Source organism: Moorena sp. SIO1G6 (assembly GCF_010672795.1).
Classification (GTDB): Bacteria; Cyanobacteriota; Cyanobacteriia; order Cyanobacteriales; family Coleofasciculaceae; genus Moorena; species Moorena producens.
Genome location: NZ_JAAHFZ010000002.1, coordinates 65,776 through 79,058 on the forward strand (window position 1 = coordinate 65,776; position 13,283 = coordinate 79,058).

The following is a 13,283-nucleotide window of genomic DNA, read 5'->3' on the forward strand; positions in this document are numbered from 1 at the left end:
CCTGAATGGGTTTTGACAAAGGTTATACTTAGCTTTTGGCTTCCCCAGCTCACTTTAGCAGGAGCTTGGTATCTTATCCAGAAGGGAAAGACTAGCTGATAGCAGCAACTACTGCATCAAAGTAGCCACCAGTTTCAGCAGCTAAGGAGGAACAATCTCCGGAAATGATGTCAAGCTTGCGCTGGCTAGCGGTGTTGTTAACGAAAGCAACTGCAGCAGCTTTCATGATTCCAACAGCACGAGCTGTGGAGGTGGTGGGTACACCCAGAGCGCTGTAAGTTTCCTTAAGACCATTCAGGCAGCGGTCGCTTAGTACAGAAGCATCACCAGCCAAGATCGCATAGGTGACGTAGCGGAGGATGATTTCACCATCACGCAAGCAAGCAGCCATGCGGCGGTTGGGGTAGCAGTTACCACCGGCTTGAATCAAACCAGTGTTTTCGCAGATCATACCAGAAATAGCGTCGGAAACGATGCAGCTGGCGTTGCTGGCGATACTGTTTACAACATCAAGGCGCTTATTACCATCGGCAATAAAGGTTTTTAGAGCAGCCAGGTCTCCAGCACCGAGACATGCGGTTTTGCTATCTGCTGTAACTACAGCTCTGGAAAAAGCGTCAAGCATTGAAATCTCCTTAAATTAAAGGTACTTAACTAGTTTGCTATCTTGCTGGTTATTTATTAAATTTGACCAGCTCAATATGAACATTAGAGGATAATCGGAACCGCCGTCTCATTTATTAACAACAAAGTAATAATTTGTAATATTCGTTACCAGCTCACCAGTCGATCACACAGGAGTCGCTTAACCGACTCGGCAGCTATATACAAAACTTAATAATTAGATGTACTTACATGTACTTAGCTGTGATCAGGTACCATCCATTAATAAATTGCATGGTTATGACAGGAGGGGAGCAAGGGAGCAGGGGACCAGGGAACCAGGGGGACAAAGGTTTGGTCTGGATATCGTAAGTGTGCGCAATTATCGGCGTTGCTTATATCATGTCGGGATAATTAGTGATCAAAAACCATTACCCTTGAAACCTTACTCCTTTGCTTCAGCATAGCTGCCAAATGCCCTCTGCCTTCGACACACTTTTATTATGAGTATTCAACCGGACTTGATATTAATAATGGAATGATTTTAAAAGTAGGTGCGCGCCTCCAAGGCCGTGAGGGATTGCTCGCGGCCTTGGGTCGCACCTGTAGAATGGGCATCTTGCCCGTTCGAGAGGGTGCATCTCATTTTTGAAAATTTTGCGTAGGGTGCGTTAGGGGGGGCTTCATTTTTCGCCTCGTAGTCAGGGTTATGTTGCTGCCCGTAACGCACCACCATGTCAAACAGCATGCATTGAGATGCACCCGTTCGAGATCTGGTCGAGCGGGCAAGATGCCCACTCTACTCCTATTCATTACTTGGTTCAGCAACGCCGACAGAACAGGGATATTTTCGGGAGGGCAGGATGCCCACTCTACTCCTATTCAGCGCGAAGATTCAGCAATGCCCAATTATCTGGATTTGATATCACAACTGTCACTAGACCTAACGGCTGACCACTAACCACTAACCACTGACCACTAACCACTGACCACTGACGGCTGACGGCTGATAGCTTACCTATAAACTGGTTTAGTGGGGGGATTTTTCACGAACGTTCATCAAATCTGGTACGGAAGCTCCCGTATTTTATCCAGTATTGTTTCAGGTCATGATGAGGTGTATGTAAGCTCGCTTTAGCTTGATACAAAATAACTTGGCGATGGGAGCCAATCCAAATTTTTTTAATGGGTTTAACGGATATTACACTTCCTCCGAGACTCTCGACACATTCCGAGAATCGTTCAACTGTTGTATATTCTACCGTCTCAAAGATAAAAAAGTGACCGGAGCAGATTAAATGTCTGCTCCTAATCCAGCACTGCATCTTTTTTTGAGCTTTCGGCGGTAGCATTAGCTGTACACAAATCATCCTCAACTCTAATGATAATTAATATTTTATGATAGTTGTTTTAGGTTTTAGATTTTGGGCTTTAGGCTAATACCAAATCATCAGTTAGGGAATAGCAAAAAAATAAAATATCAGATTTTAGCTTTTAGGTTGACAAAAAAAATTGGTTATTTTATTTTTAGTAGTCTAGATTAGATGACTTTGCCCACCCTGATTCACTTGGTATTTGTTGGTATTTGGGTTACACCCAAATCCCTTATTGCTGATAACTAGGCACTAGAAATCGGCGCTACAAATCAGGTAATTCGTCAGCAAAACTTTGCCGTTTTTCAAATCGTAAATGACCAGCTGCTGAGCCCCATACGTGCTCATGAGTATTGACATCCATACCCTGATCTAGGCTGCTCCAAGTGGTTTCAGTCAATTCCACATCACTGACCAGATAGGTTTTACGCCCATTACGTTGGATGAAACACTGGCAACCAGGTTCTACACTGCCGCGAAACATGTCACCCTCTCGCCAGAAAATCATTGAACAGTTGTAGCGACGTTCTATAACATCAGGGGTGATGGTTTTGAGAATATCTGGCTCTCGCGCCGCCCCGGCATAAAGAATTGGATCGTTAAGGCTGTAATTTTCTATATAACTATGATCACCTTTATCAATCAGGCGATGCACTCCCTGACGGTAGGGACTCCATAGATCATAGTCATAGGCTTGCTCAGAGTAGAAACCAATACCCGAAAAGAAATCAAAGGGTAAGGGGCGAAAGAAAACATGAATGTGAGCGTAAAGCTGAGGATTATCAATGGCTTGTTTTTGGTTACTAAAATCTCCAGCCATCCAACTAGCGAGAGTCAGTAAATTACTGGTAGTTTTATCGGTAGTACTAGACAACATTGGTGTATTAATTTATTGAAAACTTAGGGTTAAAAAAGATAAAAAAATCTAAATTATGACCTTAACTGTTCAACCGGGTCACTTTCAGCCCGATTGGGATAGGTCACGGATTTCCGAAGAAAACGAGGCTGTAGTCACCCCTTGACCAGAACTGGTTTTAATCAAGGACACCCGAAAACGTAGATTTGGTGTGGCAAACCAAATCCGTTCTTCAGCAGCTGCTCGGTCATACTCCGTTAACAAAGTGAAGGTACCATCTTCACTAATGTGATAGTTGCCCACTGCTGCAATTGTCTCGGCATAGCCTTGCTCTCTGAGCAGTTTTCCCCGATCGGGGTTTTCAGGATCGGGAATAGGGACTAGAACGGAACTTCCAGACTGGATGTCGTCTTCATCCCAATCTGACTCACCTTCCCAACTCATGCGAAAGGGATGCAAGGCAGTTGTGGGATCAATATCGTATAGTTTGCAAATGTCAATCACAGCTGATTCATCAGCCTCAAGGGCAACGATATCAATAGTTGAGCGTATTTCCTCAAAGTGACTAAAGGCTAAGTGATGAGCGCTGCGTTGCGATCGCCAACGTCCAATAGAACGTTCTAGAAATTCACTAAGATCCATCTGCTTATGTGTAGTTTAATTTAAAAAAGTTAACAATTTTGTTGGCCTATAGCAGCTGAATGCTAGGCTCAATGGTGTTGTAGATTACGCAAACCTAGTAAATTAGAGCCTTTACCCGGATTTACATCTTCAGTTATACACCGTGGCTCCAATCCTTCAACATTAGTAATTGTAAACTTTTGTGACAGTTATGTGTGGAGACCAGAATTAGTATCAACGGAAACATAAATGTTAACTGTTTACAGTTAACTATAAACAGTATTTATATTATTTATCATAGTAATGAGGTACACAGGATTTGTTTCCGATTCCCGATTCCCGATTCCCGATTCCCGATTCCCGATTCCCGATTCCCGATTCCCGATTCCCGATTCCCGACTCCCATTAACCCAGAACGAAAGTACCTCACCTAATTGAAAAATGCTAGGCTAATTATCAAGCTTTTTGCTCCACCCCAAATCCTACTAGAACCACCTTGTCTAGGGGTTGACTTTCTGGAGGACGCTGGTAATTGATAATTTTGCGGATTCTTAAGTTGGGATTGATCAGGGTAATGGAATCAACAGATACCACACGGGTATAGTAGGTGGTCATCAAAAGTTCTAGTTTATTGGTATCGAAGCTAAAATGAGCGACTTTAGGTTTAGCTTCTTCGTAGGCGCGATCGCGTAAATAATCTCCCTCTATAATCATTGATTCTTCGACCTGAGGCACAAAAAGCATATTCAGTTGTTGGGACACCCGTTCACCTTTTTCAGAAACTGTCTCGAAACCAAGATGATAACCACACAGGTCATTGATATTAGGTAAGTCAGGTTGCTGATTATCTATCAATACCTTAGTTTTAAGGGGAGAAGACAGGGGTTCAATGGTGAATTCTGTAAGGGAGCGCTCTACCTCCTGGTGAGTCAGATTATGATAGGTACGTTGTGCCACCCAGGTTCCTACACAGCAATCAAAGAAGTATTTAAATTTGGATATAGACATTGCTTTGTTAATTTAAATTTTAAATTTTAATTTAATTAAAAATCATTACTATCTCGTTTAAATTTTATAGTTTATAGTTATTTTGCTGATTTATTGGTTTAGCTAAATTTTTTCAATTTATTAATTAAATGATCAAAATAGGGAGCTATTGTTTCGGGTTCATATAATCGCTTTAAACTAGCTGCCTTTATCTCTTCTAATCCTGATACCATTGCGGCGATTGGAACTTGCAATTCTTTGTACAACAAATTCATATAGTGCAGTCCTTCAGCACTAGTAAAGTTGGTGCTACTGCCAGCAATTCCATAGGTAATACAACGGAGGAAATGCCAAAAATCTCGCCAACAGGCTTCTGCTCGTGGGGGGGGATAAAGACCACCCCCTGGTTTAGTAATATCAGGATATTGAGCCAATACGGTTTCCCGCGCTTCGGAAACGATATCAGAAGCGTTATCCCGCAAAAATTTGGCTGTATTGATTAAGGGTTCCGTATCTGGTGAACAGGCTTTAATCTGCTGCAAGTCATCATCGGTAAGATAGCGACCGTGATCATCAGCTGCCTGGAAATGCTCGATAATCCCTGGGGGATAGGAGTGTTGCCAGTTGGTAAAGCTGACAATTCTGGCTTTGGTAATTAGCTCTTTGATATAGTCGCTTAGTTGAGTCGTCATGGTTGATCTTTGTTGAAGGTTGTTCACGTAGCGTGGCCTATTGGCCAAGGTTTAAGGTTTAAGGTTTAAGGTTTAAGGTTTAAGGTTGACCTTACCATCTCATCAACGCAACGGTTCACAAAAACTATAAAGTGAACTAGCCTTAGCTACTAGGGGAAGCTAGGGTTAGTTCACTTGATGAGAATTATACTAAATTATGATAATCTTTGATTAAATCTGTTAAGAAATGTAAAAAAAGCTGGCTCTGTAGTGCTATGGACATCCGCCAAATCGAAATCTCTCTCAAAAGTCCAAATGCTCAGGATCGCCTCAGGGCACTTACTGCTTTGAGAGAGTATGGTTCAGATGTAGCTGTTCCCCTACTCACAAGTAAACTCAAGGACCCAGAGTTTTTAGTGCGCTCCTTTGTGGCAATGGGACTGGGGAATAAACGGACTGACGAGTCCTATGCTGCGTTATTAAATTTGATGCAATTTGATACCGACCCCAATGTCAGGGCAGAAGCTTCCAATTCCTTGTCCAAGTATGGAGAGGTGTCAATATCTCATCTAGTCACTAGCTTTCAACAGGATGATCACTGGCTGGTGCGCCGTAGCATTCTTGCTGCTTTGGTGGAAATGTCTTGTCCAGAAGAACTCTATAGTATTTGTATTTGCGGCTTAGCAGGGGAAGACCCAACTGTCCGAGAAGCAGGAATTGATGCCCTAGGGTTACTGGCTGGTACTGTTAAGGAAACTGAGGCATTGCAGCAAATTTTGGCTCTGAAAGATTCACAATGGTGGCGTATTCGGATGCATGTTGCCCGTGCCCTCAAACGATTTGATTCCCCCGATGCTAAAGCAGCATTGGCAGAACTGATGAAGGATGAAGAGCATCGGGTGGTAGCTGCTGCTTTAGATAGTTCCCTCTAGAGCATCGGTTTGGTGATCAGATTTAGGGAGTCGGGAGTCGCAAAACAGCGCCGACCTGTGGGGGTTACCCTCATGACCGACTGCATCAAGAGGGGGTAATTGACACTCCCCGTCCTGTAAGAACGGGGATTCTTACTTCAACGAGCCGACTTGCTCAGCCAGGTCGGAACCAGAAAGAGTAGAGGCCGATTCTTCATAAGCGTTCTGATCATAGATCTAGGTTTCGGTGTGCCCCACCGTACCTTCTTTTTTTTTATATAGATAGATAGGTACTTTTTTTATCTAAATTTTTCATAGACGTTCAAGTCGTTAGACGGAATCACGCAATCTGCACTCTTTTGCCGATTTTTTACGTTGTCTACTTATTGTTAGATAATATCTATCTAATCTTTTAGTTTATTGTTTATAATTTTATAGTAGCACACCTAGTACAAACTGTCAATACAAAGTCTTAAGAAAAAGCCGTCCTAGAAGGACGGGGCTTTAAACCCAAATCTTTTGGTAAATTGAATTTACCGAATAATTTTGAAAAATTATATATAAATATGAGGCGTTGCGTCAGTCTTGGAATTAATAGGAGTAGACTGGGCATCCTGCCCGCGCGAAAATAAGCAGGAAACTGGCAAGATGCCAGTTCTACACCTGATGCCCATTCCACGCAAACATGCCCATTCTAGAGGTGCGCTTAAAATCATGCCATTATTAAGCAAGGCCAAAAATTTTACAAGGAGTGGGGCTCGTGATCAGTTCTGAAAATTGGTTGTATCCCATGCTTAATTAACAGCCGTATTATATGGATTGGATAATACAGGAAAGCTAGCACTCTAGGCAGGGACAGTAAGGCCCAATCTGCTTCGTTGGGCATGACGGTAACAAACAAACTGTTTTTTAGCCAATGGAGACAGTACATCACTCTGTCATGCAGACGCTCTCTCATGGTGAAGTAGAAGCGATGATTGTAGGACAAGAAAAAAGCCCAAAACCCTTTTGCTTCTGAGAGCTTAGGGCCGACTTCAAAGTCACGGAAAAGTTGTGATCGTACTTCGATAGCGAGGGATTGGGAGACTGGTTGGGTTTGCAATTTATTTAAGACTATCTGTGGCAATGTGATTCCCAGCAAATCCCTGACTAGGCAAAGGTCAAGCAAGAGCATGCGTTCACAACCGAGCTTTTCAGCCTCTGCCAGTACTCTGCGCCAATCTAACTGCGGATGAGAACGCAGTAGTTCAGCAACGTCGCATAACTGAGCCAGACGTACACTCCAGTGACAACAGTCTTTGCCCAATTGCACACAGAGAATTAACAGCATCTGTTCTGGCGAGATAGTAGAGACTGTCTTACCAGCAAGAGATAGAGGCTGAAGATGCGATCGCAAATACTCAAAATCTAATGGCAAACAGAATAAATCGGGTACAATCCCCTCGTGAAGGTCAATACAGACTCGACTCTTTTTATCGACAAAGTGATACTCCCAGCCTAGGTCTTTTTGCAATTCATACCCTTGAGACAGGAGTAATTCTTTAACTGTGGGGATGTCTTGGTGATCAACTAGGATGTCTAAGTCACCAAACTGCCGCAACCCCAGATTGCCGTAAACTGAAACAGCAAGGGTAGGCCCTTTGAAGGGGATAGCATAAATTCCGTGTTTCTCCAGAAGAGTCAGGAGCTTGAGTAGTTTCTGAATCAGAAATGTGTTGTGTACGACTAAGTGCTGGAAATAATCTCGGAGTTGTTTGAGGATGTTCTGGGGAACCAGGTCTGGGCAGGTATTTTTGAGACTATGGTACAGCAGCGGTAAGACTTTCTGACGGCGAGCTGTTTTGAGCAGATAAGTCCAGTCGATGTCTTGCTCAAGCAGTAAACGTTTGATACACTCAGCAGTCCCTTCGTCGATGCTGGTTCGGACACAGTAGAGGAGTAACTGGAGTTCTGGTTTAGTTTGGAGTTCTCGGTTAGTTATCGATACTGATGCTATAGTAGTTAATGGGGTTAAAGTCATCATCAAAGGTTGATCTAAAAACTCGCGCTGTGGAAACCGCCATTATGGATGTGGCGGATATAATGGCACCTAAAACTTGAATTTTCCCTTCAAAATGGGAAAATTAGCGAATTACGCCTCAAAGGTAATTAATTAAAATAATCTATTCAGTAATCTATTCAGTAATTGATTACTATTTACTTACTACTTACAGAAAAAACTGGGATTTTCAGTACATTTGACTGGTGATTTTGCAAAGTTTTGATGAAGTACCTTGCCATATAACACAATTAAGGATTAGTTTTTAAGTAATCCCTATTGACTGGCAGCGCTTTCCTTGCTAATGCTTTGACAGGGTGGCAAGGAAAGCTTCCCCTTAGGTAGATATGGGTATGGGGATTTGGGTATGGGGATTTGGGTGGCTTAGTCAGGCAAAGGTTAGCTCAGGCAAAGGTTAGATCAGACAAATGTTAACGATTATTTCTTTGTCTGGGAGAAATGAGACAGGAAGTATGGCGATCCTCTATGCTCAGTAAGGGTTTTACTATGTATACGAGCAATATAAATGTATCAGCCTTTCCTGGACTATCTGGAAAAAGAGCTATTCAAGCGGTTTGATTTAAGCAGTCAACCAATTCCCCCAGGCTTAGAACGCCAGGTAAGCGATCGCGCTAAACATCGGTCAATTATTCAAAGCTGGTGTTACCAATGCCCAGAATTGCGGAAGATTCGCTATACCTACATGGATGTTGGACCAGTCTCCCAAGTGTTTAACAGTGTGATGTATCCCAGTCACTGTTACGATCTCCCTTTGCTAGGGATTGACTTCTTAGCCTTTGGGAAAAAGAAGATCCTGGTGGTTCTAGACTTTCAGCCATTGTTCAGGGATGAAGCCTATCAGGAAAAATACATTGAACCAATGCGAGCCATTCGCGATCGCTATCAGGACTTGGCACAAAACTTAGAAATGAAGTTTTATGATGCTAACCAGTACTTCTCTAAGTATCTACTGTTTGCCAAAATCGATTCCTTAGAGAAAGTGCAAACGGAAGTCTTTGAAGCTTACAAAGACTACTTGGCGTTATATTGGCAAATGGTGGAGCAAGCTGAGCCTCTAACTGAGCCAGAAGATATTCAGCGAATTGTTAAGGCACAGAAAGACTACGACCAGTATAGTGCCGACAGAGACCCAGCCCATGGTCTGTTCAGCAGCTACTTTGGTCCCGAGTGGGCAGAGCGGTTCTTATATGAGTTCTTATTTGAAGATGCCATGCCTTTAGCCGTTAGTCAAAGCCAAACATGACTCTCTATCAGCCGTTTCTAGACTACGCGATCGCATATCTAAAAGAGCGCCTTGATCTACAGCCTTATCCCATTCCCTCTGGGTTTGAAAGCAAATTCGCCACAGTGGGGAAAGGGAAAAAGCAGCAAGATGTCCTGACCACCAGTTATGCCTTTGCTGCACCCAAAATTAGACAAATTCGAGCTGCTCATGTCCAGGGGGGAACCGCATTACAGGTACTCAATTTTGTGATCTTCCCCCACCTAAACTATGACCTACCCTTCTTCGGGGCTGACTTAGTCACCTTACCTGGTGGACATCTGATTGCCTTGGATATGCAGCCCCTGTTCCGGGATGATCCAGCTTATCAAGCTCGTTACACGGAACCTATCCTACCGATTTTCAAGGCCCATCAACAGCATTTGCCTTGGGGAGGAGAATTCCCTGAGGAAGCAACACCGTTCTTTTCTCCAGCTTTCCTGTGGACACGCCCTAAGGAAACTGAAGTAGTGGAAAATCGGGTGTTTGCTGCGTTCAAGGACTATCTGACAGCTTACTTGGATTTTGTGGATCAGGCAGAACTAATTACTGATTCTGAGCATCTGGAAGCCATCAAGGAAGCTCAACTGCGTTATCTGGGTTATCGTGCTGAAAAAGACCCAGCTCGTGGTATGTTTCAGAGATTTTATGGCAGTGAATGGACCGAGGAATACATCCATGGTTTCTTGTTTGACCTAGAGCGGAAGCTCGCACAGGCAAGTTAAGCACTACTGGAATTATTAGGATGTTATAACTTCACCTCAGTTCGATGTAAGAAATTGCTTAGTTTTTTCAGGAGTCAGGAGTCAGGATCTTCGAGTCATAAGTCAGGACAAAACTACAAAATTGATGACTACAGAATTGATGGGAATAATACAGAATTTTATTGTTGATAAAACGTCAGCCACAAGCCTTCAGCTAAAGGCTTGTGGCTGACGGCTGAACGCGCACGCGTGAGCTTTTAGCTCACGGCTGACGGCTTATGATAAAACTCTGATTAATTGCCAATTAACTGGGAAATAATTGATTTTGAATCCATTTCTAATGACTCGAAGCTCCTGACTCGATACTCCTAAATGTTAGAGGTTTTAATTGAAGGTGCAAGATCTTAGCCTCGCCCCTAGCAGTGATAGCAAAAGCGCAACAGTAGCCAGAAACAGATTTTTTTGATAAACCTCAAATCCTTGTCTTGATGCAGCCCCTCGCCACTGGCGCTTTGCATCAAGACAAGGTCGTTTAAATGGGCGACAGCTTACTTCATAATTCATAGTTAGTACTTCATACTTCATAGTTAGTACTTCATACTTTTATATACTTCGCTAAAATAACAAATTATGTTTTTTAATTAAGAAACGTAAAAAAAGTTAGGATTGTATGAAGCTTATCCCCTAATCTGTGATTGTGACTGAGGTTTACGATCATAGAGGTGATTAATGACCATTCCTTTGCTAGAGTATCCTCCCTCAACCCAAAATCAGCGTGTCGCTGGATATGAAGTGCCCGGAGATGAGCATCCTAAACTATACACTACACCTAATCTACTCTCTCCATCGGAAATGGATAACTTGATTAGGGCAGCCTATAGTCAAATTTTGAATGAACAACAGATTCTCAAAAGCAACCGCCAAACCTTTTTAGAATCACAGCTGAGATTTGGTCAAATCACCGTGCGCGACTTCATTCGTGGTCTAGCAACATCTGAACCTTTTTGGCAGCGCAATTATCAGACCAACAACAACTACCGTTTTGTCCAGATGTGTGTACAACGCATCTTGGGGCGTGATGTCTACAGCGAGCGGGAAAAGTTAGCCTGGTCAATAATGCTGGCTACCAAAGGGTTAAAAAACTTTATTGATGCTTTGCTCAATAGCGACGAGTACCTGGAAAACTTTGGTGATCACACCGTGCCTTATCAGCGGCGGCGGATCATACCCCAGCGTACTCAAGGCGATCTACCCTTTGCCCGGATGCCTCGTTATGGGGAAGACTACCGCACCCAACTGCAACAGCTGGGTTACTTCAAACACCAACCAATCAAAACTTATTATCCTCCTGCCCCAGTGCGCTTGTTAGGAGCAGTAATCACTACCGCAGGCGCTGTAGTATTACTTGGGGCAACAATTGCGACCGCCTTAGCGGCCTGGGGTATTATCAGCCTGTAGCTGTGAGTGTAGGTTTGATAAGAAATGTTACTTACCTGCCAACCGCTAGACCAATTAGCTGGAGTAAACAGCTGAGCTGTGTCTTGAGCAGGAGGTAAGCAACCAAGAGGCTTCCAGCACCAACGTGGAGCCAATCCACAGGGTAGCCATAGCAAGCCAGTTGTGATCTTCCGTTGCGATCAGGCATAAAAAATCTTAAACTCTTAACAAGATGTAACGAATAAAGGCTCGACATCATTGTATAAAAGTTACCTGAAGGGTAAATAGTGACAGGCGAAAGCCAACCAACCGGTTGACACACAGCATTCCTAGGTCTCTCACCTTTTGGTGAAGTTTTGTAATTTTTCTTAACGATCCGTTTTGTTACCAAACTCATGGGACAAAGACTAGGACAAAGACCAAGACACAGAGATAGGAGTATTGGCTGTGGCTGGAGCATGTTCTATCCCGTTTCAGACTTCTTGATTTAGTTTGATTCAGTCTGAGTCTGTTTAACTGAAGCCCGTTTTGAAACACAACCAACTAACGTAGGAGATTCCGTCAATGTTTGATGCGTTTACTAAGCTTGTTTCGCAGGCTGATGCCCAAGGTCAATACATTAGTGCTGACCAACTAAGTGCTCTTAGCGCTATGGTGAAGGACAGCAACAAGCGGATGGATGCAGTCAACCGCATTACCAGCAACTCTTCCACCATTGTGGCTAACGCGGCTCGCTCCCTGTTTGCTGAGCAACCCCAGTTAATCAATCCTGGTGGTAATGCCTACACCAGCCGTCGGATGGCTGCTTGCTTGCGTGATATGGAAATCATCCTGCGCTATGTGACTTACGCCATTTTTGCTGGTGATGCTAGTGTGCTGGAAGACCGCTGCCTCAATGGTCTGCGGGAAACCTACCTAGCTCTGGGAACTCCTGGTGCTTCGGTAGCAGTGGGTGTAGCAAAGATGAAGGACGCTGCGATTGCGATCGCTAACGACACCAATGGCATCACCCCTGGTGATTGCAGCTCTCTGATGGCTGAAATTGGCAGCTACTTCGACAAAGCAGCTGGTGCGGTTGCCTAAAACGCTAAAGGCATATCACTTGCTGTCTAACTATCACAACTTCAAACGTTTTTGAAAACTTGACAAAATATTAGGGAGATACCTAGACCATGAAAACCCCGCTTACAGAAGCCGTCGCTGTTGCTGACGCTCAAGGTCGTTTTTTAAGTAATACAGAAATCCAGAGTGCCTTCGGTCGATTCAAGGGGGCTACAGATTGCTTAGAAGCGGCAAAAGCCTTAACTGCTAAAGCTTCTACCTTGACTGAAGGTGCAGCCCAAGCGGTGTATAACAAATTCCCTTACACCACTAGCATGCCTGGACCAACCTATGCATCTGACGCTACAGGCAAGGCAAAGTGCTCCCGTGATATCGGTTACTATCTGCGTATGGTTACTTACTGCCTAGTTGCTGGTGGTACCGGACCGATGGATGAGTACTTGATTGCTGGTTTAGATGAAATCAACCGTACCTTCGAGCTGTCTCCGAGCTGGTACATCGAAGCCCTCAAGTACATCAAAGCTAACCATGGTTTAACTGGTCAGCCTGCTACTGAGGCAAATAGCTACATTGACTACGCTATTAACGCCCTGAGCTAATTGCTCTTTTGGCCTGGAAAGGTCAGCAGGTGTTAGCAAGAACTAGCATCTGCTGACCTTTCCGGGCATTGTTTTATCTATGTAGTTTGTCTATAGCAAAGGGAGCAGGGAGCAGGGAGTAGGGAGTAGGGAATATGGC

General features: G+C 43.7%; 16 protein-coding genes. 8 read left to right on the forward strand and 8 right to left on the reverse strand.

Going from position 1 to position 13,283, the window contains the following annotated elements:
- Positions 1–91 precede the first annotated feature (91 nt).
- Complete coding sequence (gene cpeB, locus F6K63_RS03170) at positions 92–625, reverse strand: phycoerythrin subunit beta (RefSeq protein ID WP_071106825.1); 534 nt, start codon at positions 623–625, stop codon at positions 92–94.
- 687 nt (positions 626–1,312) lie between these two features.
- On the opposite strand from cpeB, the gene F6K63_RS03175 reads away from it, so the two are divergent.
- Positions 1,313–1,564, forward strand: a complete 252-nt coding sequence (locus F6K63_RS03175; RefSeq protein WP_131827233.1) for a hypothetical protein — start codon at positions 1,313–1,315, stop codon at positions 1,562–1,564.
- A gap of 85 nt (positions 1,565–1,649) precedes the next feature.
- On the opposite strand, the gene F6K63_RS03180 is transcribed toward F6K63_RS03175, so the two are convergent.
- The 3 genes from F6K63_RS03180 to F6K63_RS03190 form a co-directional block, all read right to left on the reverse strand.
- Complete coding sequence (locus tag F6K63_RS03180) at positions 1,650–1,955, reverse strand: CpeR family transcriptional regulator (RefSeq protein ID WP_071107776.1); 306 nt, start codon at positions 1,953–1,955, stop codon at positions 1,650–1,652.
- Between the two features lie 286 nt (positions 1,956–2,241).
- Positions 2,242–2,853, reverse strand: coding sequence for a chromophore lyase CpcT/CpeT (locus tag F6K63_RS03185; RefSeq protein WP_008184570.1), 612 nt, complete (start codon positions 2,851–2,853; stop codon positions 2,242–2,244).
- Positions 2,854–2,937: 84 nt separating this feature from the next.
- Entirely contained in the window at positions 2,938–3,474 is a 537-nt protein-coding gene (locus F6K63_RS03190; RefSeq protein ID WP_287310768.1) for a phycobiliprotein lyase, read from the reverse strand.
- A 282-nt stretch (positions 3,475–3,756) separates the two neighbouring features.
- On the opposite strand from F6K63_RS03190, the gene F6K63_RS03195 reads away from it, so the two are divergent.
- Positions 3,757–3,891: a hypothetical protein gene (locus F6K63_RS03195; RefSeq protein ID WP_287266538.1), complete on the forward strand. Its 135-nt coding sequence runs from the start codon at positions 3,757–3,759 to the stop codon at positions 3,889–3,891.
- A gap of 18 nt (positions 3,892–3,909) precedes the next feature.
- Here the strand turns inward: F6K63_RS03195 and F6K63_RS03200 are convergent, their stop codons facing one another.
- Complete coding sequence (locus tag F6K63_RS03200; RefSeq protein WP_008184565.1) at positions 3,910–4,461, reverse strand: phycobiliprotein lyase; 552 nt, start codon at positions 4,459–4,461, stop codon at positions 3,910–3,912.
- Positions 4,462–4,559: 98 nt separating this feature from the next.
- Positions 4,560–5,132, reverse strand: a complete 573-nt coding sequence (locus F6K63_RS03205; protein ID WP_008184563.1) for a bilin-binding protein — start codon at positions 5,130–5,132, stop codon at positions 4,560–4,562.
- Positions 5,133–5,386: 254 nt separating this feature from the next.
- Between F6K63_RS03205 and F6K63_RS03210 the strand changes: the two genes are divergently transcribed.
- A complete protein-coding gene (locus F6K63_RS03210; RefSeq protein WP_008184562.1) occupies positions 5,387–6,043 on the forward strand; it encodes a HEAT repeat domain-containing protein in 657 nt (218 codons plus the stop codon).
- Positions 6,044–6,764: 721 nt separating this feature from the next.
- On the opposite strand, the gene F6K63_RS03215 is transcribed toward F6K63_RS03210, so the two are convergent.
- Entirely contained in the window at positions 6,765–8,045 is a 1,281-nt protein-coding gene (locus F6K63_RS03215) for a nucleotidyltransferase domain-containing protein (protein WP_287310770.1), read from the reverse strand.
- A gap of 541 nt (positions 8,046–8,586) precedes the next feature.
- Between F6K63_RS03215 and F6K63_RS03220 the strand changes: the two genes are divergently transcribed.
- The 3 genes from F6K63_RS03220 (at position 8,587) to F6K63_RS03230 (ending at position 11,504) form a co-directional block, all read left to right on the forward strand.
- Positions 8,587–9,324 carry a 15,16-dihydrobiliverdin:ferredoxin oxidoreductase gene (locus tag F6K63_RS03220; RefSeq protein ID WP_287266535.1) on the forward strand — a complete coding sequence of 246 codons (738 nt, stop codon included), beginning with the start codon at positions 8,587–8,589 and terminating at the stop codon, positions 9,322–9,324.
- The gene (locus tag F6K63_RS03225; protein ID WP_287310771.1) at positions 9,321–10,067 is read left to right on the forward strand and encodes a phycoerythrobilin:ferredoxin oxidoreductase; all 747 of its coding nucleotides are present in this window, start codon (positions 9,321–9,323) and stop codon (positions 10,065–10,067) included. The genes F6K63_RS03220 and F6K63_RS03225 overlap by 4 nt, the downstream gene beginning before the upstream one ends.
- Positions 10,068–10,775: 708 nt before the next feature.
- A complete protein-coding gene (locus F6K63_RS03230; RefSeq protein WP_071106820.1) occupies positions 10,776–11,504 on the forward strand; it encodes a phycobilisome rod-core linker polypeptide in 729 nt (242 codons plus the stop codon).
- A gap of 31 nt (positions 11,505–11,535) precedes the next feature.
- Here F6K63_RS03230 and F6K63_RS03235 read toward each other — a convergent pair whose 3' ends face one another.
- The gene (locus F6K63_RS03235) at positions 11,536–11,691 is read right to left on the reverse strand and encodes a hypothetical protein (RefSeq protein WP_158026768.1); all 156 of its coding nucleotides are present in this window, start codon (positions 11,689–11,691) and stop codon (positions 11,536–11,538) included.
- A 356-nt stretch (positions 11,692–12,047) separates the two neighbouring features.
- On the opposite strand from F6K63_RS03235, the gene cpcB reads away from it, so the two are divergent.
- Positions 12,048–12,566, forward strand: coding sequence for a C-phycocyanin subunit beta (gene cpcB / locus F6K63_RS03240; protein ID WP_287310773.1), 519 nt, complete (start codon positions 12,048–12,050; stop codon positions 12,564–12,566).
- Positions 12,567–12,655: 89 nt separating this feature from the next.
- Entirely contained in the window at positions 12,656–13,144 is a 489-nt protein-coding gene (cpcA, locus tag F6K63_RS03245) for a C-phycocyanin subunit alpha (RefSeq protein WP_071106818.1), read from the forward strand.
- The last annotated feature ends 139 nt before the right edge of the window (positions 13,145–13,283 follow it).

Coding starts and splice junctions, on each gene's coding strand:
- cpcA (WP_071106818.1), top strand. CDS start 12,656: ATGAAAACCCCGCTTACAGAAGCCGTCGCTGTTGCTGACGCTCAAGGT.
- F6K63_RS03205 (WP_008184563.1), bottom strand. CDS start 5,132: ATGACGACTCAACTAAGCGACTATATCAAAGAGCTAATTACCAAAGCC.
- F6K63_RS03180 (WP_071107776.1), bottom strand. CDS start 1,955: ATGCTACCGCCGAAAGCTCAAAAAAAGATGCAGTGCTGGATTAGGAGC.
- F6K63_RS03190 (WP_287310768.1), bottom strand. CDS start 3,474: ATGGATCTTAGTGAATTTCTAGAACGTTCTATTGGACGTTGGCGATCG.
- F6K63_RS03195 (WP_287266538.1), top strand. CDS start 3,757: ATGAGGTACACAGGATTTGTTTCCGATTCCCGATTCCCGATTCCCGAT.
- F6K63_RS03225 (WP_287310771.1), top strand. CDS start 9,321: ATGACTCTCTATCAGCCGTTTCTAGACTACGCGATCGCATATCTAAAA.
- F6K63_RS03215 (WP_287310770.1), bottom strand. CDS start 8,045: ATGATGACTTTAACCCCATTAACTACTATAGCATCAGTATCGATAACT.
- cpeB (WP_071106825.1), bottom strand. CDS start 625: ATGCTTGACGCTTTTTCCAGAGCTGTAGTTACAGCAGATAGCAAAACC.
- F6K63_RS03220 (WP_287266535.1), top strand. CDS start 8,587: ATGTATCAGCCTTTCCTGGACTATCTGGAAAAAGAGCTATTCAAGCGG.
- F6K63_RS03230 (WP_071106820.1), top strand. CDS start 10,776: ATGACCATTCCTTTGCTAGAGTATCCTCCCTCAACCCAAAATCAGCGT.
- cpcB (WP_287310773.1), top strand. CDS start 12,048: ATGTTTGATGCGTTTACTAAGCTTGTTTCGCAGGCTGATGCCCAAGGT.
- F6K63_RS03185 (WP_008184570.1), bottom strand. CDS start 2,853: ATGTTGTCTAGTACTACCGATAAAACTACCAGTAATTTACTGACTCTC.
- F6K63_RS03235 (WP_158026768.1), bottom strand. CDS start 11,691: ATGCCTGATCGCAACGGAAGATCACAACTGGCTTGCTATGGCTACCCT.
- F6K63_RS03210 (WP_008184562.1), top strand. CDS start 5,387: ATGGACATCCGCCAAATCGAAATCTCTCTCAAAAGTCCAAATGCTCAG.
- F6K63_RS03175 (WP_131827233.1), top strand. CDS start 1,313: ATGTTGCTGCCCGTAACGCACCACCATGTCAAACAGCATGCATTGAGA.
- F6K63_RS03200 (WP_008184565.1), bottom strand. CDS start 4,461: ATGTCTATATCCAAATTTAAATACTTCTTTGATTGCTGTGTAGGAACC.